The sequence below is a fragment of the Streptomyces sp. NPDC051105 genome (assembly GCF_040682795.1).
Lineage (GTDB): Bacteria > Actinomycetota > Actinomycetes > Streptomycetales > Streptomycetaceae > Streptomyces.
In genome coordinates this window covers 620,707-639,716 of the sequence record NZ_JBFBBR010000003.1, presented here as the reverse complement: position 1 = coordinate 639,716, position 19,010 = coordinate 620,707, and the positions used below count along the sequence as shown (strand labels likewise).

At 71.7% G+C, this 19,010-nt stretch carries 22 protein-coding genes; 12 read left to right on the top strand and 10 right to left on the bottom strand.

Annotation, left to right across the window (positions count from 1 at the left end):
• Positions 1–6: 6 nt before the first annotated feature.
• The 4 genes from AB0N16_RS10430 to AB0N16_RS10415 form a co-directional block, all read right to left on the bottom strand.
• Positions 7–1,554, bottom strand: coding sequence for a hypothetical protein (locus tag AB0N16_RS10430; protein ID WP_365795052.1), 1,548 nt, complete (start codon positions 1,552–1,554; stop codon positions 7–9).
• Positions 1,554–3,650 carry a hypothetical protein gene (locus tag AB0N16_RS10425; protein ID WP_365795050.1) on the bottom strand — a complete coding sequence of 699 codons (2,097 nt, stop codon included), beginning with the start codon at positions 3,648–3,650 and terminating at the stop codon, positions 1,554–1,556. Before AB0N16_RS10425 ends, AB0N16_RS10430 begins: the two co-directional genes overlap by 1 nt.
• A 156-nt stretch (positions 3,651–3,806) precedes the next feature.
• Complete coding sequence (locus AB0N16_RS10420; RefSeq protein WP_365795048.1) at positions 3,807–4,784, bottom strand: 2-oxoglutarate and iron-dependent oxygenase domain-containing protein; 978 nt, start codon at positions 4,782–4,784, stop codon at positions 3,807–3,809.
• Positions 4,777–5,226, bottom strand: a complete 450-nt coding sequence (locus tag AB0N16_RS10415; protein WP_365795046.1) for a nucleoside deaminase — start codon at positions 5,224–5,226, stop codon at positions 4,777–4,779. The genes AB0N16_RS10420 and AB0N16_RS10415 overlap by 8 nt, the downstream gene beginning before the upstream one ends.
• Positions 5,227–5,337: 111 nt before the next feature.
• On the opposite strand from AB0N16_RS10415, the gene AB0N16_RS10410 reads away from it, so the two are divergent.
• Positions 5,338–6,663: a PucR family transcriptional regulator gene (locus tag AB0N16_RS10410; RefSeq protein ID WP_365795045.1), complete on the top strand. Its 1,326-nt coding sequence runs from the start codon at positions 5,338–5,340 to the stop codon at positions 6,661–6,663.
• Positions 6,664–6,833: 170 nt separating this feature from the next.
• Positions 6,834–7,748 carry a CorA family divalent cation transporter gene (locus tag AB0N16_RS10405; protein WP_365795043.1) on the top strand — a complete coding sequence of 305 codons (915 nt, stop codon included), beginning with the start codon at positions 6,834–6,836 and terminating at the stop codon, positions 7,746–7,748.
• A gap of 90 nt (positions 7,749–7,838) precedes the next feature.
• Here AB0N16_RS10405 and AB0N16_RS10400 read toward each other — a convergent pair whose 3' ends face one another.
• From AB0N16_RS10400 to AB0N16_RS10390, 3 genes are all read right to left on the bottom strand, one after another.
• Entirely contained in the window at positions 7,839–9,236 is a 1,398-nt protein-coding gene (locus tag AB0N16_RS10400) for a cytosine permease (RefSeq protein ID WP_365795041.1), read from the bottom strand.
• Between the two features lie 149 nt (positions 9,237–9,385).
• On the bottom strand, positions 9,386–9,679 hold the full coding sequence (locus AB0N16_RS10395; RefSeq protein ID WP_365795039.1) for a chaplin: 294 nt from the start codon (positions 9,677–9,679) through the stop codon (positions 9,386–9,388).
• Between the two features lie 71 nt (positions 9,680–9,750).
• Complete coding sequence (locus AB0N16_RS10390) at positions 9,751–10,401, bottom strand: NAD(P)H-dependent oxidoreductase (RefSeq protein ID WP_365795037.1); 651 nt, start codon at positions 10,399–10,401, stop codon at positions 9,751–9,753.
• 134 nt (positions 10,402–10,535) lie between these two features.
• On the opposite strand from AB0N16_RS10390, the gene AB0N16_RS10385 reads away from it, so the two are divergent.
• Positions 10,536–10,889 (top strand): helix-turn-helix domain-containing protein, encoded by a 354-nt coding sequence (locus AB0N16_RS10385; RefSeq protein WP_365795035.1) that lies wholly within the window; start codon positions 10,536–10,538, stop codon positions 10,887–10,889.
• A 6-nt stretch (positions 10,890–10,895) separates the two neighbouring features.
• Here AB0N16_RS10385 and AB0N16_RS10380 read toward each other — a convergent pair whose 3' ends face one another.
• Positions 10,896–11,156: a hypothetical protein gene (locus AB0N16_RS10380; RefSeq protein WP_365795033.1), complete on the bottom strand. Its 261-nt coding sequence runs from the start codon at positions 11,154–11,156 to the stop codon at positions 10,896–10,898.
• On the opposite strand from AB0N16_RS10380, the gene AB0N16_RS10375 reads away from it, so the two are divergent.
• Positions 11,124–11,432: a DUF397 domain-containing protein gene (locus AB0N16_RS10375; RefSeq protein WP_365795031.1), complete on the top strand. Its 309-nt coding sequence runs from the start codon at positions 11,124–11,126 to the stop codon at positions 11,430–11,432. The two genes, AB0N16_RS10380 and AB0N16_RS10375, sit on opposite strands and share 33 nt — an antisense overlap.
• Positions 11,433–11,446: 14 nt before the next feature.
• Here the strand turns inward: AB0N16_RS10375 and AB0N16_RS10370 are convergent, their stop codons facing one another.
• Positions 11,447–11,713, bottom strand: coding sequence for a PLD nuclease N-terminal domain-containing protein (locus tag AB0N16_RS10370; protein WP_365795029.1), 267 nt, complete (start codon positions 11,711–11,713; stop codon positions 11,447–11,449).
• An 87-nt stretch (positions 11,714–11,800) separates the two neighbouring features.
• On the opposite strand from AB0N16_RS10370, the gene AB0N16_RS10365 reads away from it, so the two are divergent.
• On the top strand, positions 11,801–12,289 hold the full coding sequence (locus AB0N16_RS10365) for a DUF3515 family protein (RefSeq protein ID WP_365795027.1): 489 nt from the start codon (positions 11,801–11,803) through the stop codon (positions 12,287–12,289).
• Between the two features lie 88 nt (positions 12,290–12,377).
• On the opposite strand, the gene AB0N16_RS10360 is transcribed toward AB0N16_RS10365, so the two are convergent.
• Entirely contained in the window at positions 12,378–12,938 is a 561-nt protein-coding gene (locus AB0N16_RS10360) for a TlpA disulfide reductase family protein (protein ID WP_365795025.1), read from the bottom strand.
• A 76-nt stretch (positions 12,939–13,014) separates the two neighbouring features.
• On the opposite strand from AB0N16_RS10360, the gene AB0N16_RS10355 reads away from it, so the two are divergent.
• The 7 genes from AB0N16_RS10355 (at position 13,015) to AB0N16_RS10325 (ending at position 19,007) form a co-directional block, all read left to right on the top strand.
• The gene (locus AB0N16_RS10355; protein WP_365795023.1) at positions 13,015–14,472 is read left to right on the top strand and encodes a menaquinone biosynthesis decarboxylase; all 1,458 of its coding nucleotides are present in this window, start codon (positions 13,015–13,017) and stop codon (positions 14,470–14,472) included.
• Entirely contained in the window at positions 14,469–15,371 is a 903-nt protein-coding gene (gene mqnP / locus AB0N16_RS10350; protein WP_365795021.1) for a menaquinone biosynthesis prenyltransferase MqnP, read from the top strand. Before AB0N16_RS10355 ends, mqnP begins: the two co-directional genes overlap by 4 nt.
• An 85-nt stretch (positions 15,372–15,456) precedes the next feature.
• The gene (locus tag AB0N16_RS10345; protein WP_365795019.1) at positions 15,457–16,101 is read left to right on the top strand and encodes a UbiX family flavin prenyltransferase; all 645 of its coding nucleotides are present in this window, start codon (positions 15,457–15,459) and stop codon (positions 16,099–16,101) included.
• A gap of 99 nt (positions 16,102–16,200) precedes the next feature.
• Complete coding sequence (locus AB0N16_RS10340) at positions 16,201–16,656, top strand: Lrp/AsnC family transcriptional regulator (protein ID WP_351694208.1); 456 nt, start codon at positions 16,201–16,203, stop codon at positions 16,654–16,656.
• 42 nt (positions 16,657–16,698) lie between these two features.
• Complete coding sequence (mqnE, locus tag AB0N16_RS10335; RefSeq protein WP_365795018.1) at positions 16,699–17,862, top strand: aminofutalosine synthase MqnE; 1,164 nt, start codon at positions 16,699–16,701, stop codon at positions 17,860–17,862.
• 215 nt (positions 17,863–18,077) lie between these two features.
• The gene (locus tag AB0N16_RS10330; RefSeq protein ID WP_365795016.1) at positions 18,078–18,602 is read left to right on the top strand and encodes a GNAT family N-acetyltransferase; all 525 of its coding nucleotides are present in this window, start codon (positions 18,078–18,080) and stop codon (positions 18,600–18,602) included.
• A gap of 75 nt (positions 18,603–18,677) precedes the next feature.
• A complete protein-coding gene (locus tag AB0N16_RS10325) occupies positions 18,678–19,007 on the top strand; it encodes a DUF4229 domain-containing protein (protein WP_365795014.1) in 330 nt (109 codons plus the stop codon).
• Positions 19,008–19,010 lie beyond the last annotated feature (3 nt).

Sequence of the window (19,010 nt, the reverse complement as noted above, 5' to 3'; positions counted from 1 at the left end):
TCGTGGCTAGGACGGCGGCAGACACTCCTTGCTGGGCGGCTTCCCCTGCGGCCACGCGATCGTCACGAACCGCGACCCGCCCTCCGGGCGCAGCTCGACGATCGGTACCGCCTTGTCGTACGGGTTCCCGTGCACGTCAAGGCAGATCCACCCACTGGCCCCGTCCACCCGCAACGACCCCTTCACCTGAGGCCACTGCAACCCCACGTCGGCCAGCGTCGGCACCGACCGCCCCTCCGGCACCGCCTCGCGGATGCCGTGCACGGCGAGCCGCATCGCGTCGTACGCGATGATCAGCTGCCCGTCCTCCAGCGCCACCGGCCCGATCGGCCCCACCGGCGATCTCTCCGCACTCTTCAGCAGCCGCGTCAGCGTCTGCGCCTGCGCGGCCGAACCCCCGGTCTTCGGGCTGTTCTTCAGCCACGCGTCCGGATGGGCGAGGGCGGTGTACCGGACCGACAGATTGTGCCGGAGGGCGTCCCGGTCCAGGTCCTTCTCACCGGTGAGGTACGACCCCTCGTCACCCGTCAGCACCGTGAACTTCCGGTCCTGGCAGCCCCGTCCGCCCAGCGCGTTGATGAACTGCCGCAGCTGCGTGTGCCGGCCGGCGAACAGGATCGTGTCGGTCGACCGCGAGGTGTCGCAGATCAGGTTGGTGATCTGCCGGAACGTGTTCGCGGTCGTCCCCTCCCTGCTGCGGTCGGCCGGCGGCGTGAACGGCTGGGGCTCGTACGGCGAGTCCTTGATCAGTGCGGCGAACGACGTCTGGAGCGTCCGTGTGTAGGGGTCGCCCGGCTTGTCGTACACCAGCAGCGCCCGGCCCGCGCCGACCTTGGCGAAGGAGGCGAGCGCGCGGGCCTCGTCGGTGTTGGTCGGGGACACCCGCGCCAGCCCGGGGTAGGGATCCCTGCCGTCCTGCCCGTTGGCGAGGTCGTCGGCGGTGATCGACGAGCCCACCACCGGGATCCCCAGCCGGCTCAGCTCCTTGACGGCCTTCTTGTTGTTGTCGGTGCTCTGCCCGACCCCGGCCACCGCCCGCAGCCGGTCCGTGCCGCCGGTCATCCGCGCCAGCTGCGCGACCATCTTCTGCCAGTACTGGCTGGTCGCTCCGGGGTTGGCCAGCACCAGCCGGATCGCCGGGGACTCCCCGTTGGAGTCGTGGTTGGCCTGGTACTGGGCCAGGTAGGCGCCCTGGAGTTCGTGGTGGATGTCGGCGAGGTTGGCCGCCGCCGTCGCGGTGTACGGCAGCATCACCGCCACCGTCACGTAACTCCCGGCCTTCAGCCGGGCGTTCTCGCGGGCGATCGCCCGCACGGTGTCGCGGAGCTGCGGATGCCCGAAGTCGAACGCCGTGGTCGCCACGCCCACGCACTCGTCGCTGTCCTCGGGCCGGGCCACCCCCGGCGCGCAGGACCGGTCGTCGTGGATCACCAGCCGGACCCCGACGACCAGGCCGGCGATCAGCCCCGCCGTGACCAGCAGGGCCAGGTAGCGCCGCAGCGGGATCTCCCAGACGCCTTCGCGCAACCACGTGCCCACGCCCCGCCGCGCCATCACGCCACCCCGCTCCGCTCGTCGTCGCCCTCGTCGCCCTCGTCGTCCTCCGGGTCGGCGGGCGGGCGGCCCGCCAGCGCGGCCGTGGGCCAGTCCCGGGAGGCCCGCCACAGCAGCGCGTTGCCGGCCGGCCGCAGGTTGGACAGCTGCTCCAGCTCGAAGCGGAGCCGGTCGCCGACCTTCGGGTCGGGCAGTACCAGGGGATCGGTCAGGTGCCACACCGCGTGCAGCAGGCGCCGTACGCGCAGATGCAGCGCGGGATCCACGCCGTCCGGTACCTGCTGTCCGGCGTCCGTGCGGCCCAGCGCCACCGCGGCCCGCCGGTCGCCGTGCCCGGCGAAGTCGCGGCCCTCCGCGTCATGGGCGTGGAAGTAGGGCGCCGAGGCGACGAACCGCAGGGTGCGCAGCCAGCTCCGGATGTCCAGCACCGGGAAGGTGTCGCGGAGGTGGGCGACCGCCGACTCGGTGCGGCCCAGGGCCAGTTGGTGGTGGAGCCGGAAGCGGGCCCGCTCGTCCGGGTGGTCGTCCGTGTAGGAGGCGACCAGCGTCTCGTGGGCGGTGCGCCAGCCGCTGTGGTCGGGGTCCCGCAGGTGCAGCCGGAGCAGCAGCAGGGTCCGGACGAAGGGGTCGCCGACGAACTGCCCCGGCACCACCGGCAGCCCCTCCCCGGCCAGCCGGCTCTGCAACGCCCGTACGTCCGCCGGGCCGAAGTCGTCCGGGAGCAGCGCGGCGGCCAGGGCGCACGCCGAGTCGTGGTCGTGCGCGGCGGCGAGCACGGTCAGTTCGTCGAGCCGGTCCTGCGGGACCAGCCGGTCGAGGAGTTCGCGGTAGACCGGGGCGGTGGGTCCGTCCTCCGTGAGGCGCACCTCGGCGGTGAGCAGTTCGCCCAGCGCGCCGGCCCGGTCCGGGTGCTGGGCCGCCGCCTCCGCGAGCACCGCGCTGCCCAGCGGATTGCCGCCGGTCAACCGGTGGACGGCATGCGGAAGTTGGGGTGCGGCCGGGGCGGCGACGAGGTGCAGGGTGTCGTCGGGGGAGAGCGGCGGTAACGCCACCAGCAGCGCTCGCGAGGACGGTACGGCCGGGTCCGGTGCCCACTCGGTGCGCCGGGCGACCTCGGCCAGCTCCCGTCGTACGCCGTTGCGCAGCAGCTCCCGGCCGTCGCCGCGCAGCCCGGCGACGAACGCCACCTGGTCGGCGACCCCGTCGGCGCGGTCGCGCAGCACGGCGTCCAGCAGGCCGGGACCCGGCCCGGTCCCCGCGTTGTCGACCAGCACCAGCGGGCGGCCGAGCCGCTGCATCCGCGGCAGCACGCCCGCGTACGCCTCCGTCAGGTCGGCGAGCAGGGCGCGTACGAGATAGCGCTCGGCGTGCTCCCGGGAGGTGCCGCCGGCCCGGAAGTGCCCGGACAGCAGGATCAGCCCGCGCTGCGCGTGGCCGCCCGCGTTGGGGTACGTGCGGTACCAGACCGACGCCTTCTGGTGCCGGCGGCTGGCGAAGCCCTCGGCGATCGACTCGAGGGTGGCCTCGATGGCGCCGGAGACCAGTGGCCCGGTGCCGGTGGCGGCGGCGACCACCTTAGCGGCCACCTTCCCGGCCCACCGCCCCGCGAACCCGCTGATCCAGGAGCCGCTCTCGTTCAGCAGCAGGATCCGCTCCACCTCGCGGCGGATCCGCTCCGAGTCGGCGTCGCCCCAGCCACCGGCGGCCACCGCGACCAGGCCGGACATGAGGCGCGGGAAGGTGATCCGCCCGGCGCCCGTCACCGGTTCCGCGAGCTGTTCGGCGACGACCAGCAGGGCCTGCGCCACCGGCGACCAGGACTCGGCGGGGCGCTCCGCGGGCGCCGCCGTGAACTGCGCCTCCGCACAGTCGACGAGCGCGACCGGAGTGTGCCCCTGGTAGGCGGCCCGCAACTCCCCGAGCACCGCGCTCTTGCCGAGCCCCCGGGCCCCGGTCAGCACCACGAACGGCAGCTCCCCGGGGTGTTCGAGGGGATGGGCACGGTGCTGGTACGGCCGTAACCCGACGATTCTCGGTATGAGCCCGGCCGGCTCCACGTCGAACAGCGCCCCGCGCCCGTGCAACCGTCTGTGCAAGGCATCTCCCCCCTAACGCCAGTGTAAGAAGGGGTAGTTGCTTCGGGCCAGACCGAGTGATGTCCGTATGGTTACGAAACCGGCACCGGTAGTGACACCGTCGGTCGTGATGGTGGTCAGGCGACCGTGGTGGTGGTCAGGCGACCGTGGTGGTGGTCAGCCGACCGTGATGGAGTCCAGCTTCTCCCGCAGGTAGACGTGCGAGTCGACCGGCGGGTACGCCACCCGGCCGACCGGCGCGGGGACCGACTCGACGGTGGTGCCGGGAGTGCACTCGCCGAAGTAGACGAGGGACATCAGCTCCTCGCCGGGCGCGTCGGTGGGCGGCGGCAGCACCCGGTGCCGTCCCGACCGCCACCGGTCGCCGGTCCAACGGGCCATCAGGTCACCGATGTTGATGGTGAAGGCGGCGGGGTCGTACGGCGCGTCCTCCCACCCGCCCTCGTCGGTGTACACCTGCAGCCCGCCCTTGCCCGCCTGCCGGTCCAGGATGGTCACCGTCCCGAAGTCGGTGTGCGGCCCGATCCGGAACTGCCCCGGCGCGGGCTCGCCGAGCACCTCGGTCCCCGGATACCAGTTGATGTTGAAGCCGTACGTCGGATGGTCCATGTGGCGGGAGAAGAAGTCCCGTTCGAGCCCGAGCGCGTACCCGAGGAGCGACAGCAGCTCCTTCTCCAGCTCGGCCATCCGCTCCAGGTACTCCTCGCAGATCACCCGCAGCTCCGGCACCTCCGCCGGCCACACGTTGGGCGCGTACCACTCGGCGTTGACCACCGGGTCCTCGAACGGTTCGTGGGTCGCGAAGGTCAGTGACTCCTTCAGGTCGGGCGGCGTCTCGGTGCCCTCCGAGTAGCCGTTGGCCTCCGCGCCCGGCCCGAGCCACCCGCGCCCGCCCACCTTCGCCTCGTACGCCCGCTTCACCTCGTCGGACAGCCCGAAGAACCGCCGTGCGGCCTCCCGCACCCCGCTCCGCAACTCCGCCCCGACCCCGTGCCCGGTCACGAGCAGGAACCCGGCGGTCTGCAGGGCACCGTCGACGGTCCGGGCGATCTCCCGCCGGTCCGCCTCGTCCCCTTCGAGCCAGGGGCGCAGGTCGACGGTGGGGATACGGGGGCTGCTGGTCGTGTCATTCACCGATGTCCTCGTTCCACAGAGCCGGGTTGTTCTTGATGAAGGCGCGCATCACGTCGACGCACTCCGGGTCGTCCAGCAGGACGATCTCCACGCCGTGCTCGGCGAGCCAGTCGTGGCCGCCGTGGAAGGTGGCCGCCTCGCCGATCACGACCCGGGAGATCCCGAACTGGCGGACCAGACCCGAGCAGTACCAGCAGGGCGACAGAGTCGTCACCATGGTGGTGCCCCGGTACGACCGCTGCCGTCCCGCCGCGCGGAAGGCGGCGGTCTCGGCGTGCAGGGACGGGTCGCCGTCCTGCACCCGCCGGTTGTGCCCGCGGCCGAGCAGCGCGCCGTCGGCGCCGTAGAGGGCGGCGCCAATCGGGATGCCCCCCTCGGCGAGCCCGGCGCGGGCCTCGGCGACGGCGGTGGCGAGCCAGGTCCGTGCTTGCAGCTGATCCATGTCCTCACTCTCCTGTGGCCGAAACACGAGGGCAACGTGCGGAAAGTACCCTCCGGGCAACCCCCGGCCGGACGAAATGTCAGCGGCCGTGCCCGTCCCCTGGAGGCCGCCGTGCCCGCACTCACCCTCCGCGAAGTCCTGGCCCTCGACCCCGTGCGGGCGGCCCGCCCCGAACTGCTCGCCGGGGAGGGCGCCCTGGACCGCCCCGTGCGCTGGGTGCACTCCAGCGAGGTCTACGAGGGCGCCAACTTCCTCGACGGCGGCGAACTGCTCCTCACCAACGGCTTCGGGCTGACCGACGCCGGCGACGAGGTCCGCCGCCGGTACGTGCGGGAGCTGGCGGCGCGCGGTGCTGCCGGGCTCGCGGTGGAGGTCGGAAGGGCCCTGCCCAGCATGCCGCCGGAGGTGACCGACGAGGCCTGCCGCCTCGACCTGCCGCTGCTCGCCCTGCACCGGGTGGTGCCCTTCGTCCGGATCGCCGAGGCCGCCAACCGGGCGATCGTCGCGCGCGGACTGTCCGGGCGGGCGGTGGTGCGGCCCTGGGGTGACGATCACACGGCCGCCCTGCTGGCCGATCTGGCCGACCGGGCCGCGCTGAACCAGCCGGAGGTGGAGGCCCGCTCGGCGCTCGCCGGGTTCCATCCGGGGCCGGGGGCACGGCTGATCGGGGTGTCGGTGCACGGGACGCGGGAGACCGGGGCCGTGGACCGGGCGGTACGGCTGCTGGGCGGAGCGGGGGCGATGCGGGCGGCCTTCCCCGGTGACGTACTCGCGCTGGTCGCGCTGCCGGGCACCGACGGCCGTGCGGGCGCGGGCCGGGTCGGCACGGGCGCGGGTGCCGGCACCGGCGTCGGCGCGGGGCTCGGCTCCCGCGACCCCGTCCGCGCGGTGCAGGAGGCCTTTCGCACGGTCGCCGGCGCCGGGCTCACCGTCGCCGTCGGGCACGCCGTCGACGCGGGCGGCGGCTGGCTGCTCTGGAGCGAGACGCTGCGCGCTGCCCGCACCACCCTCGAACTGGCGCTGACCGTGCCGCCCGCGGAACCGGCCCCGGCGCAGGGCCCGTCGGTGACCTCGGCCCGCGCCCTCGCCCTGGAGCGGGAGCTGACCCGGGGCGGGATCGCCGCCAACCGCGAACGCCTCACCGCGCTCGTCCGGCACACCCTCGGCCCGCTGCTGGCCTGGGAGGCCGCCCACGCCAGCGACCTGGTCCGCACCCTGGAGGTGCACCTCCGCCACGGCTGCTCCCCGACCCGCACGGCCGCCCTCCTGCACATCGGCCGCCAGTCCCTCTACCAGCGCCTGGAGCGCATCGAGTCCCTCCTCGACCTGGAGATCGACGACCCCGACCTGCTGGGTGAACTCCTGACGGCGGCCTGCGCGCACCGGGTGGTGCGGGGGACGGCGGTCGCGGTGGGCGGGCTGCGCACGGTGGCGTGAGCGAACCGGGCTCTCACCCGTTGGTGGCCGGCCCGCCCGGCATCCGGACGCTTCCGAGTGCGCGGACCGGGGATCGTACGGACGCTGGGACCGTGGCCGACGGGATCAGCGGTGAGGTGATGATCGTAACGAGGGTGTCGGTGCCAGACGGGGGCACGACGCGTATCTCCGTGCCGGAGGCACGTCGGCGGCTCGCCGAGGACCCGTTCCTGATCCTCGGGGTGGAACTCTCGGAGGCGGTGGACGAACCGGTGGCCGCCCGGCTCGGGCTGGACGACGAGGACCTGGACTGGTTCGGCGTGCCCGACGAGTCGCCGCGGGCCGAGTTCCTGGGGGACGTCGCCGGGTTCGTCGTGCCCGTGGTCGTGGACGACCGGATCACCCACGTGCACACCCTGGCCGGCGAGCGCTTCCTGGTGGCCGCGCACTGGGGCCGGCCCGTCCTGGCGCCGGGCCTGCGGGCGCAGCTGCGGCGGGAGCGGCCCCATGACGCCGTGGCCACGCTGTTCCTGCTGCTCCAGGAGGCGCTGGCGACGTTCCGCCGGGCCTCGGTGCAGGCGCTGCTCCAGGTGGAGGAGCTGGAGGACGCCATGTTCGACGGACGGCGGCCCGAGCAGATCTATCTGCTGTCCCAGCAGCGCCGCTGGGCCGCCCTCCTGCACCACGCCCTGCTGCCCTACCTCCAGGCGGTCGAGGAGGTGGTCACCCGCAGGATGATGAGCCCCGACTTCCCGGCGGAACGGCAGCGGCTCGCCCGGGAGTTCCAGCGGGCGGCACGCCTGGTCCTCGCGGACATCGAGTCGCTCCAGGACGCCACCCGCCGGGCCTTCGCCAGCTACGGCTCCCTGGTCGCGGGCGAACAGAACGGTGTGGTCAACCGGCTGACGATCGTGTCGGTGATCTTCCTGCCGCTGTCGTTCCTGACCGGTTTCTTCGGCATGAACTTCACCTTCCTGACGAACCGGCTGGAGACCCGGGACGAGTTCTGGCTGCTCGCCGTGGGGCTCCAGCTGGTCGCCGTGGTCGCCTCGCTCCTCCTGCTGCACCGCACCCGTATCTGGCGGCGTCTGCGGGACGACGACTGAGGCCGGACGGACCGTCACCCGGGTGGTGTGTCCGGGCCGTTACCCGGGCGGGCCGACGGGGGTGGCAGGCGCCCGGTCACCCGGGCCGGGTCACGGCGTCCGCCTGGTCCGGCTCCGCAGCGCCGCGTACAGCAGCGCGCTCACCGCGAAGCCGACCACCGGTGTGATGTCGCCGAAGGCGGGGTGGTGCTTCGGTACCCAGCCGACGTAGTCCTCCTGGTTGGAGAAGAGCGGGACGGAGACCGCGACGCCGATCAACAGGGACGCCAGCCCCGGCCAGTTGGTGAAGGAGCGGTCGGACAGGCGGGTGGCCAGTTCCTCGTCCGTCGCCGTACGGCCCTGGCGCCACCGCTCCACCAGCACGACCCCCAGCCAGGGCGCCACCCAGTACGCGATGACCAGCAGGAACGCCTCGTACGCCGCCCCCGCGTCGTCCAGCGAGGCCCAGGCGGCGGCCGTACCGGCGATGCCCGAGACCACGACCAGCGCGCTGCGGCTCAGCCAGGTCGGGAGTTTCAGGCCGAAGGAGGCGATGGAGATCGCCCCGGAGTACACGTTGAGGGCGTTCGCCGAGACCCCGCCGAGCATGATGGCGAGCAGGACGAGGTCGCCGAGCCAGCCGGGGAGGTGGCCGGTGAACGCGGCCGTGGGTGTGGCGTCCTTCGGGGCGATGATCGTGGCCGAGGCGGCACCGATGACGGCGACGATCGAGACCGACACGAACAGGCCGACCGCCGGCCACAGGACCGTCTTCGCCTTGTCCGCGGTCCGCGGCAGATAGCGCGAGTAGTCCGTGGCGTACGGGTTCCAGCCGGCCGCGTACCCCCAGGCCGCGCTGAACGCGAGCAGGAATCCGCCGACACCGCCGCCTGAGCCGCCCCCGCCGAGGTCCGCGTCCTTGAAGGTCCACACCCCGGCCAGCAGGAAGATCACCGCGAGCGCCGGGAACGCGTACTTCTCGAAGGTGTGCACGAAGTTGTGGCCGATGAACCCGATCAGGATCTCGGCGACCACGACGAGCAGGAGGGAGGGCAGGGGCCGCAGGCCGGTCAGCGTGTTGAGGGCGAAGGCCGCGCTCACGCTGTTCACCGCGAACCAGCCGACGCCCGCGAGCAGGCCGTTGGCGGCGGAGGGCAGGATGTTGCCGAGGTAGCCGAAGGAGAAGCGGCCGATCACCATCTGCGGGACGCCGAACCGCGGCCCGTCCAGCGACAGCACGCCCTGCGTGACCGCGCCGAACGCCGTGCCCAGCAGGATCGCGGCGGTCGCCGTCCAGAAGTCCAGGCCGAAGAAGAGGACCGCGATCACGCCGATGTAGACGGTCGCGAACTCGATGTTGGGGGACGCCCAGGTCCACAGGAGCTGGAGCGGACTGCCGTGGCGTTCGGCGTCGGGGATCGGTTCCGAGCCCGCCGCCTCCACGGCGATGACCCGGTCGCCGTACTCGGGCGCGATACTGGTGGTGGAACCGGCGGGAGCAGTCGTCATACGAGGTAAGTGTCGGGTTCGCCCCCGGCCCGGCCCAGGGGCGCATTGTCCGTTTCGGACGGCTTACCGGCGTACAACCTGCACGCATGCGGGAGCTTCCGGAGGTGGGTCGTCCTCCGGAGGCTCCCGCTACGGCTTTCGGGCCAGGTTCAGCGGTTGCTGCAGGAGTTGCCGACGGCCGGGTTGAGCAGGGCGAGGACGTTGACGGTGTTGCCGCACACGTTGATCGGAATGCTGATCGGCACCTGGACGACGTTGCCCGACAGGACGCCCGGGCTGTTGACTGCGGTGCCGGTCGCGTTGGCGCCGTTGCCGCCGTTGCCTCCGTTGTCGGCGTAGGCGGCGGTGGTGCCCAGGGCGAGGGTGGCGGCGATGGCGCCGGTGACGGCGAGGGCGCGGATGCGCATGAAGGCCTCCTGGTAGCGGGGTGAGAACGCGTCCATCACAACCGCCCGCCACCAGGACCGCATGCGCTGCTGGGCCGATCGGCGCAATCGGCCCGCCCGGAGTTGCCCTACGCGGTGAGGCGTCCGGCCAGGTCCTTCGCCTTGTCGGCCGCCTCCTGGAGGGCGCGGTCGCGGGAGGCTTCGTAGAGCGGCACGAGCTCGGCCATGGCCGGCACCTGCGGAGCCATCGTCAGTTCCGGGACGATGAAGTCGACTTCGAGGCCGAGGGCTCCGGAGAGGACCGCGGACAGGTAGTTCTGCACGTACTCGAACGGCTCCCGGGGGGTGCCCGGCGCGTACGAACCGCCGCGGCTGGCCACGACGGTGACCGGAGTGCCCTTGGCGGACGGGTTCTCGCCCCCGGTGCGACCGATCAGGATCACGTTGTCCAGCCACGCCTTGAGCGTCGACGGGATCGTGAAGTTGTACATCGGCGCGCCTATGAGGATCGCGTCCGCCCGCTCCAGCTCCTCGACCAGCTTCACGCGGTCGGCGAAGGCCGCCGCCTGCTCGGGGGTGTGGGTTGCGGGGTCGGCGAAACCGGCGCTGTGGCCGGCCGCGGTGATGTGCGGCACCGGGTCGGCCGCCAGGTCGCGGTAGATCACCGTGCCGTCGGGGTGCTGCTCCTGCCATGCCGTGCGGAAGGCGTCCGTGACGGCACGGGAGGCGGACGCCTCGCCCGGCAGGAGCGACGAGTCGATGTGGAGAAGGGTGGCCATGGGTGTCTCCAGACACAGGGGTGGCAAAGCCCGGCGCGAGACGCGAGGGGCTGAGAATTCGTACTCAGCTATAGATAACACAGGTACTTACTTTTTTTCAGCCCTGTCTCGTGGTGGGCCTGTACCCTGATCCCATGGCGGTGGACCAGACGCACGACCCGGAGCAGTGCAAAGGTGTGGACGCCGGCATCACGCGCGTCTTCCAGGTGCTGGGAAAGCGCTGGAACGGCCCGATCCTGTCCGTCCTGATGGACCAGCCGACCCACTTCGCCAACCTGCGCCGCGCCATCCCCGGCATCAGCGAACGCATGCTCTCCGACCGGCTCACCGAACTCGGCGGCGCGGGACTCGTCGTGCGGGAGGTCGACGAGGGCCCGCCGCTGCGGGTCTCGTACCGCCTGACCGCGGCGGGCGCCGCGCTGGGACCCTCACTGAGGGAACTCGGCGAGTGGGCGAAGGCGCATCTGCCGGACGATTCGCCCTGCTGACCCGCGTCAGGGCCGCGCACCCTCCGGCTCCAGGACCGCGTAGTCGGTGAAGCTGCGGCGGTAGCGCGGGTGCCGGGTGCCCCGGGTATGCCTGCGTTGCCACTCCTCAACGGCCGCTGGTGAGGCGAACGGACCCGAGGCCGCCCCGCAGTCCGCCCCGTCCCCGGATACGCAGTACGCGTCGTACTCCGGCTCGGCGGTGTCGTCCTGCGCCAGCACCAGCTGAGCGCGGCGATGTGGACCGAGAGCAGCTACAGCGACGGGCACGGCGGCAACTGCCTTGGACTCGTCCCCAAGTTCACCTCCGTCGTCCCCGTCCGTGACAGCAAGTCCCCCGACGGTCCGGTCCTGTTCCTCGGTCGAGCCGTCGCGCGCTCCTCGTCTCGGGGGGCGCGGCCGCCAGCTCGCCGCCGTACCGGTCGCGCACGTCGTCAACGGGGGTGGCGGCAAGAAGGCTCCGCGGCACTCCGGCGGTGGGGTGTCCGTCCCCTCGCCGTGTTCCAGCGGGCGCTGACCGCGGCCCAGGTCAAGGCGCTGCTCTAGCGGGAAGCGCCCGGTCAGTCGGTCCGCGGATCGTCCCGCTTCAGGGACTTCAGGAACTCCGGGTTGTCGTCCGGCGCCACCCACCGCTCCCGCGGCTGCCGTGCCCTGCCCGCGACCAGCCAGGCCACCGGGCCGACCAGCACCTCGCCGAAGAGCAGGATGATCACCACCCACGCCAGCTTCGGCAGGGCACGGACCTCGTCCTCGGGGGTGTTCAGGCAGTCCACGAAGGCGTAGATCCACAGCGCGAGGACCAGCAGAAGAGGCAGATACCTGAGCATGGCGGCCAGAGTAGCGGGTGGGCGACGTCCGCCGACGGGGCCGTGGGCATGATGGGTCCCCTCGATACGCAGGGGGGAGCAGCGGTGGTGCGTGGGTGGTCTCGCAGGGGGCGGGCGGCGGCCGGGGTGGCCGCGGCCGGGGTGGTCGTCGGCGCCGGACTGGTGGCGTACGAGCTGAGTTCGCCGGTGTTCGGTCTGGCGCAGGGGCCGCTGGCGAAGGACCCGGCGTGCGCGCGGATCGCCGACCGCTACCCCGACCGCCTCGGCGGCGCCGCCCGCGACCCGGTCACCTTCGAGGGCCTCGCGGTCTGGGGCCACGGAGCGGTGGAGCTGCGCTGCGGCCTCACCCCGCCCGCCCCGACGACGGACGCGTGCGTCAGCGTGGACGGCGTGGACTGGGTGTGGCGGGAACGGGCGGGGGGCCGCAGGTACCTGGTCACCTACGGCCGCAACCCCGCCGTGGAGGTCTCGATCGCCGACTCGGTGACCCGCCCGGACGCGGTGCTGCTGGACCTCAGCCACCTGGTGGCGCCCATCAGGGCGGGCGCGAAGTGCCTTGCGAGCGACGCCGGTTAGTCACGCCTTCGGCACTCCTTCGGCGCGCCTTCCGTGAGCCTTCGTCAGGCCTTCGGCGCGCCTTCCGCGAGCCTTCGGCAGGCCTTCGTCACGCCTTCTCGGCCAGCAGCGGCCCGACGATCGCGCGCACGTCCGCCGCCGTGAGCGGGCTCAGGTACTTCGCGGCGATCTTCCCGTCCCGGTCGATGAAGAGGGTGTACGGCAGCGCCCGCGGCGCATAGCCCCGGGGCAGCCGGAGCAGCTTGCGGCTGCCGGGGTCGTGCAGACTCGGGTAGACCAGCCCGTGCGCACGCTCGAACGACCGCCCATTGTCCCGCCGGGCGTCCGTGTCCACCCCGAACACCTGGACCCCCTTGGCCGACAACTCCTGCTGCGCCTTGGACAGTTCGGGCGCCTCGGCCCGGCAGGGCCCGCACCAGGACGCCCACACGTTCAGGACGACGACCTTGCCGCGGTAGTCGGCGAGCCGTACCGCCCTGCCGTCCAGGCCGCTGCCCGACAGGTCCGGGGCGGCCGCGCGGTCGGCGGCCGGGACCCGGGTCAGCGCGGAGACCGGCGAGCCGCCGGTGTCCTGGCCCGGCGCACAGGCGGCGAGCACGAGCAGCAGGGCGAGCAGCGGTAACCGGCTGATCCGGCGGTGGACTGTCACGGCCGACGAGTATCGCAGGGGGTATCGGCGGGGGTGGTGACGGGGCCGGGACCCCGGGTGGCCGATACTGGGACGCATGGCTTACGACGATCTTCGCTCCCTGCTCCGGGCACTGGAGCGCGAGGGTGACCTCAAGCGTGTCAAGGCCGAGGTCGACCCGTATCTGGAGGTCGGGGAGATCGTCGACCGGGTGCAGAAGGCGGGTGGACCGGCGCTGCTCTTCGAGAACGTGCGTGGCTCCAGCATGCCCCTCGCCATGAACGTCTTCGGTACCGACCGGCGCCTGCTCAAGGCCCTCGGACTGAAGTCGTACGGCGAGATCTCCGAGAAGATCGGCGGCCTGCTGCGCCCCGAACTCCCGCACGGCTTCGTCGGTGTGCGGGAGGCCTTCGGGAAGCTCGGCGCGATGGCCCACGTACCGCCGAAGAAGGTGAAGTCCGACAACGCCCCGGTCCAGGAGGTCGTCCTGCACGGCGACGACGTCGACCTGGACCGGCTGCCGGCCCTGTTCACCTGGCCGCAGGACGGCGGCTCCTTCTTCAACCTGGGCCTGACCCACACCAGGGACCCCGAGTCCGGCATCCGCAACCTGGGCCTGTACCGGCTCCAGCGGCACGACCGGAACACCATCGGCATGCACTGGCAGATCCACAAGGACAGCCGCAACCACTACCAGGTGGCGGCCCGCAGGGGCGAGCGGCTGCCCGTCGCGATCGCCTTCGGCTGCCCGCCGGCCGTCACCTACGCCTCCACCGCCCCGCTCCCCGGTGACATCGACGAGTACCTGTTCGCCGGGTTCATCGCGGGCCGGCGGATCGAGATGGTCGACTGCAAGACGGTCCCGCTCCAGGTCCCCGCCAACGCCGAGGTCGTCCTGGAGGGCTGGCTGGAGCCGGGCGAGATGCTGCCCGAGGGCCCCTTCGGCGACCACACCGGCTTCTACACCCCGCAGGAGCCGTTCCCGGCGCTGACCATCGACTGCGTGACGATGCGGAAGCGGCCGCTCCTGCAGTCGATCGTGGTCGGCCGCCCCCCGACGGAGGACGGACCCCTCGGCCGCGCCACGGAACGGTTCTTCCTCCCCCTGCTGAAGATCATCGTCCCGGACATCGTGGACTACCACCTCCCCGAGGCAGGCGGTTTCCACAACTGTGCGATCGTCTCGATCGACAAGAAGTACCCGAAGCACGCGCAGAAGGTCATGCACGCGGTCTGGGGGGCACACATGATGTCCCTCACCAAGCTGATCGTGGTCGTCGACTCCGACTGCGACGTCCACGACCTGCACGAGGTCGCCTGGCGGGCCCTCGGCAACACCGACTACGCCCGTGACCTCACGGTCGTGGAAGGCCCCGTCGACCACCTCGACCACGCCTCCTACCAGCAGTTCTGGGGCGGCAAGGCGGGCATCGACGCGACGAAGAAGTGGCCCGAGGAGGGCTACACCAGGGACGGGGGCTGGCCGGACATGGTCCTGTCGGACCCGGATACGGCGGCGACGGTCGACCGCCGCTGGAAGGAGTACGGACTGTGAGCTCCGCTTCCGCAGCGCTCCCGCAGCCGGGACGCACGAAAGCCTTCCTCCGTCTGGTGATGATCGAGCACTCGGTCTTCGCCCTGCCCTTCGCGTACATCGCCGCGCTGACGGCGATGTTCGAGCTGGACAAGAACATCCACTGGGCGCGGCTGCTCCTGGTCACGATCTGCATGGTCGGCCTGCGCACCTTCGCGATGGCCGTGAACCGGATCATCGACCGCGAGATCGACGCCCGGAACCCGCGCACGGCCCACCGTGAGCTGGTCACCGGCGCGATGAGCGTGAAGCACGCCTGGACCGGCGCGCTGATCGCGGTGGTGGTCTTCCTCGGCGCCGCGGCCCTGCTGAACCCGCTCTGCCTGGCCCTCGCCCCCGTCGCGGTGATCCCGATGGTGGTCTACCCCTACGGCAAGCGGTTCACGAACTTCCCGCAGGCCATCCTCGGTCTCGCCCAGGCGATGGGCCCGATCGGCGGCTGGCTGGCGATCACCGGCGAGTGGTCCTGGGACGCGGTGATCCTCGGCCTCGCGGTCGGCATCTGGATCGGCGGCTTCGACCTGATCTACGCCTGCCAGGACGTGACGACGGACCGCGAGATCGGCGTCATGTCGGTGCCGGCCCGCTTCGGCATCCCGGCGGCGATCTGGGGCGCCCGCGCCTGTCACCTGATCACCACGGCCCTGTTCGTCTGGTACGCCGTCGCGACGGACGCGGGCGGGTTCTTCTGGCTGGGCCTGGTGATCGTCGCCGGGGCCTTCGCCTACGAGCACTCCATCGTCCGCCCGCACGACCTCTCCCGCCTCAACCGCGCCTTCTTCAGCGTCAACGGGTTCATCGGCATTGCCCTCTTCGTGTGCGCCCTGCTGGACCTGCTGGTCCGGGGCCTGACGGTCTGAGTACCGTCGGCCACCGCGGCCCCGTCCTGAAGTCGGTCGGGCGCGCCGGTACGCTCAAGGTGTGAACGCAGGAGAAACACAGCGCGTGCCTTGGATCGTGGGGGTGTCCGGGGCGTCCGGTACGCCGTACGCGGCCGCTGTGCTGCGTGCGCTGCTGGACGCGGGGGAGAGCGTCGACCTGGTGGTCAGCCGGGCCTCGCGGCTCACCCTGCTGGACGAGACCGGGATCTCCTTCCGGGACGGGCACTGGCGGGACGACCTGGGGGAGTGGCTGGCCCGGGGGGCCGACGGCAAGCCGGGGACCTTCCAGGCGGACCTGGCGCGGGTGCGGTACTGGAACGCCGGGGACCTGGCCGCCGGGCCGTCCTCCGGCTCGTACCGGACCAAGGGCATGCTGATCGTGCCGGCGTCCACCGCCGCCGTCGCCGGGGTCGCGCTCGGGCTCTCCAAGGACCTGCTCCAGCGGGCGGCCAGTGTCCACCTGAAGGAGCGGCGCCCGCTCGTCGTCGCCGTCCGCGAGACCCCGCTGAACGGCCAGACCCTGCGTCACCTCGTCACCCTGGACGACCTGGGGGCGGTCGTCGTCCCCACCTCGCCGGCGTTCTACGCGGGCGCGACGCACATCCAGGACCTGGTGGACTTCGTCGCCGGGCGGGTGCTGGACGCGGCCGGTGTGGGGCACCGGCTGTACCGCCGCTGGGAGGGCGACCTCGGAGGCGGCGGCAAGTAGCAGAACCCGGCACCAACCGGCACCACCGGCACCACCCGGCACCACCTCTGCAGTACCTCTCATCTACTTCGGGAACTTTCAGCGGAAGGCTTCGATCGCATGGACGCCGTGGACAGGCAGCTCATCCAGGCCCTGAGGGAGAACGGCCGGGCCTCGTACGCGGAGCTGGGGCGCCTCGTCGGACTGTCGGGACCCAGCGTCACCGACCGCATCAACCGGCTGGAGGCGGCCGGTGTCATCACCGGCTACCGCGCCACCGTCAACGCGGCCTCGCTCGGCCTCGGTGTCATCGCCCTGATCGGCATCTCCCTCTCCGACGCGGCCGACCACGAGGACGTGGCGCAGCGGCTGCGGGACCTGCCGGAGATCGAGGACTGCTGGTTCATCGCCGGCGACGACTCCTTCATGCTCAAGGTGCGTTCGACGAACGTCGACGGTCTGGAGAAGACCATCCGGCGGCTGTCCGGGACCAAGGGCGTCTCCCGGACCCGTACCACCATCGTGTTGTCCACGAAGTGGGAGAACCGGGTCGGGGAACTGCCCGAAGAGGTCTAGCCGTACGGTGGGGTGGTCGTGGTCGTGACGAAAGGTGTGGGCATGGATGTCGGGCTCAAGCGTGAGCTGGAGGAGAAGGTCAGGGCCGGTGAGCGGCTGACCCGCGAGGACGGCATCGCGCTGTACGAGTCGGACGACCTGGCCTGGCTGGGCGGCCTCGCCCACGAGGTGCGGACGCGGAAGAACGGCGACGTCGTCCATTTCAACGTCAACCGTCACCTCAACATGACCAACGTGTGCACCGCGTCGTGCGCGTACTGCTCGTTCCAGCGCAAGCCGGGCGAGAAGGACGCGTACACGATGCGCATCGAGGAGGCGGTGAAGCTCGCCAAGGCGATGGAGGGCGAGAACCTCACCGAGCTGCACATCGTCAACGGCCTGCACCCGAACCTGCCGTGGCGGTACTACCCGCGGTCGCTGCGCGAACTGAAGGCGGCCCTGCCGAACGTGTCGTTGAAGGCCTTCACGGCCACCGAGATCCACCACTTCGAGACGATCAGCGGGCTGTCGGCCTCGGAGATCCTCGACGAGCTGATCGACGCGGGGCTGGAGTCCCTGACCGGCGGTGGCGCGGAGATCTTCGACTGGGAGGTCCGGCAGCACATCGTGGACCACCGCACCCACTGGGAGGACTGGTCCCGGATCCACCGGCTGGCGCACGAGAAGGGCCTCAAGACGCCCTGCACGATGCTCTACGGCCACATCGAGGAGCCCCGCCACCGGGTCGACCACGTCCTCCGTCTCCGCGAACTCCAGGACGAGACGAACGGCTTCCAGGTCTTCATCCCGCTCCGCTACCAGCACGACTTCGTGGACATGAAGGACGGCAAGGTACGCAACCGGCTCCAGGCGCGGACCCAGATGGCGACCGGCGCCGAGGCCCTGAAGACCTTCGCGGTCTCCCGGCTCCTCTTCGACAACGTGCCGCACGTCAAGGTCTTCTGGGTCATGCACGGCGTGCAGACGGCGCAGCTGGCGCTCCAGCACGGGGCCGACGACATGGACGGGTCGGTCGTCGAGTACAAGATCACCCATGACGCGGACAACTACGGCACGCCCAACAAGCTGACCCGCGAGGACCTGCTGGACCTCATCCGCGACGCCGGCTTCCGGCCGGTGGAGCGGAACACGCGGTACGAGATCATCCGCGAGTACGACGGCCCGGACCCGGAGCGCCGGGAGTCTCCCCAGCCGATGCGGGTCTGAGTGGGGCGCGGGGTGTGTTCTCGGGTGCGGGTGCATCGTGGCTTGTCGCGCAGTTCCCCGCGCCCCTAAAAGAAGGGGCGCTGCAGTGCGCCCCGTCAGGGGCGCGGGGAACTGCGCGACCAGCCCCCCACGCGCCCGCGGTCGACATCGCACCCTGCTCCGTACGGCGAACAGCCGCTCCTCACACCGGCTCTCGTAATAGATACGATCTGCCCATGCCCCTTACCTTCACCCTGGATCCCGCCGTCACCCCCGCCCTCCGTGACGGCATCCTCGACCTCTGGACGGACGTGTCCAACGCCGGTGGAGCCGTCGGATTCGTCGCGCCGGTCACCCCGGAGGACATCCGCCCGGAGTTGGTGAAGCACTTCGTCGCCATGGCCGAGGGCCGCCACCGGCTCCTCGTCGGCCACGACGACACCGGTACCGTCGCCGCCACCGCCTTCTTCTCCTTCAACACGCACCGGCTCATGACGCACTGGGTGTGGCTGTACACGGTGATGGTGCACCCCAAGCACCAGGGGCAGGGCTACGGCCGGGACCTGCTCGCGGCCGCCGCCGACGCGGCCCGCGGCTTCGACGGCATAGCCGCGATACGCCTCGGCTGCCGCGGCGGCCACGGCCTGGAGAAGTTCTACGGCTCCTGCGGCTACCAGGAGGTCGGCCGTGTCCCCGCCGCGATCCGCGTCGCCCCCGGTGACGACCGCGACGACATCACCATGCTGCTGACGCTCGTCTGACCCCGCCGCAAGATCGGTCTCACGCCGTGCTTCACTGGACGCTGCCCCTTTTCGTCATCGGAAGACTGGATTGAGATGCTCCGCTACACGCTGATGCGCCTCGGTATCTTCGCGGGCTGCCTCCTCGTCGTCTGGGGCCTGGTCTACGCCGGCGCGTTCCCGCGTGGCTTCGGCGACTCCAACCTCCTGTGGGTCCTGCTGCTCTCCCTCGTCCTGTCGGCACCGATCAGCTTCGTCGTGCTGCGCAAGGAGCGGGACCGCGCCTCGGTCCAGGTCTCGCAGCGGGTCGACCGGATGAAGGCCAACCTCGAGGCCAACCGCAGCCAGGAGGACGACGCCGTCGACGAGGCGACGCAGGGACAGGCGCAGGGACAGGCGCAGGCGCAGGCCCAGACCTCTTCCTGAGCG

Bases quoted from the DNA above. Each gene is read 5' to 3' on its own strand.
- AB0N16_RS10430 (WP_365795052.1), bottom strand. From the start codon at position 1,554: ATGGCGCGGCGGGGCGTGGGCACGTGGTTGCGCGAAGGCGTCTGGGAG.
- AB0N16_RS10415 (WP_365795046.1), bottom strand. From the start codon at position 5,226: ATGGATCAGCTGCAAGCACGGACCTGGCTCGCCACCGCCGTCGCCGAG.
- AB0N16_RS10400 (WP_365795041.1), bottom strand. From the start codon at position 9,236: ATGACGACTGCTCCCGCCGGTTCCACCACCAGTATCGCGCCCGAGTAC.
- AB0N16_RS10395 (WP_365795039.1), bottom strand. From the start codon at position 9,679: ATGGACGCGTTCTCACCCCGCTACCAGGAGGCCTTCATGCGCATCCGC.
- AB0N16_RS10390 (WP_365795037.1), bottom strand. From the start codon at position 10,401: ATGGCCACCCTTCTCCACATCGACTCGTCGCTCCTGCCGGGCGAGGCG.
- AB0N16_RS10385 (WP_365795035.1), top strand. From the start codon at position 10,536: ATGGCGGTGGACCAGACGCACGACCCGGAGCAGTGCAAAGGTGTGGAC.
- AB0N16_RS10375 (WP_365795031.1), top strand. From the start codon at position 11,124: ATGTGGACCGAGAGCAGCTACAGCGACGGGCACGGCGGCAACTGCCTT.
- AB0N16_RS10370 (WP_365795029.1), bottom strand. From the start codon at position 11,713: ATGCTCAGGTATCTGCCTCTTCTGCTGGTCCTCGCGCTGTGGATCTAC.
- AB0N16_RS10355 (WP_365795023.1), top strand. From the start codon at position 13,015: ATGGCTTACGACGATCTTCGCTCCCTGCTCCGGGCACTGGAGCGCGAG.
- AB0N16_RS10340 (WP_351694208.1), top strand. From the start codon at position 16,201: ATGGACGCCGTGGACAGGCAGCTCATCCAGGCCCTGAGGGAGAACGGC.
- mqnE (WP_365795018.1), top strand. From the start codon at position 16,699: ATGGATGTCGGGCTCAAGCGTGAGCTGGAGGAGAAGGTCAGGGCCGGT.
- AB0N16_RS10330 (WP_365795016.1), top strand. From the start codon at position 18,078: ATGCCCCTTACCTTCACCCTGGATCCCGCCGTCACCCCCGCCCTCCGT.
- AB0N16_RS10325 (WP_365795014.1), top strand. From the start codon at position 18,678: ATGCTCCGCTACACGCTGATGCGCCTCGGTATCTTCGCGGGCTGCCTC.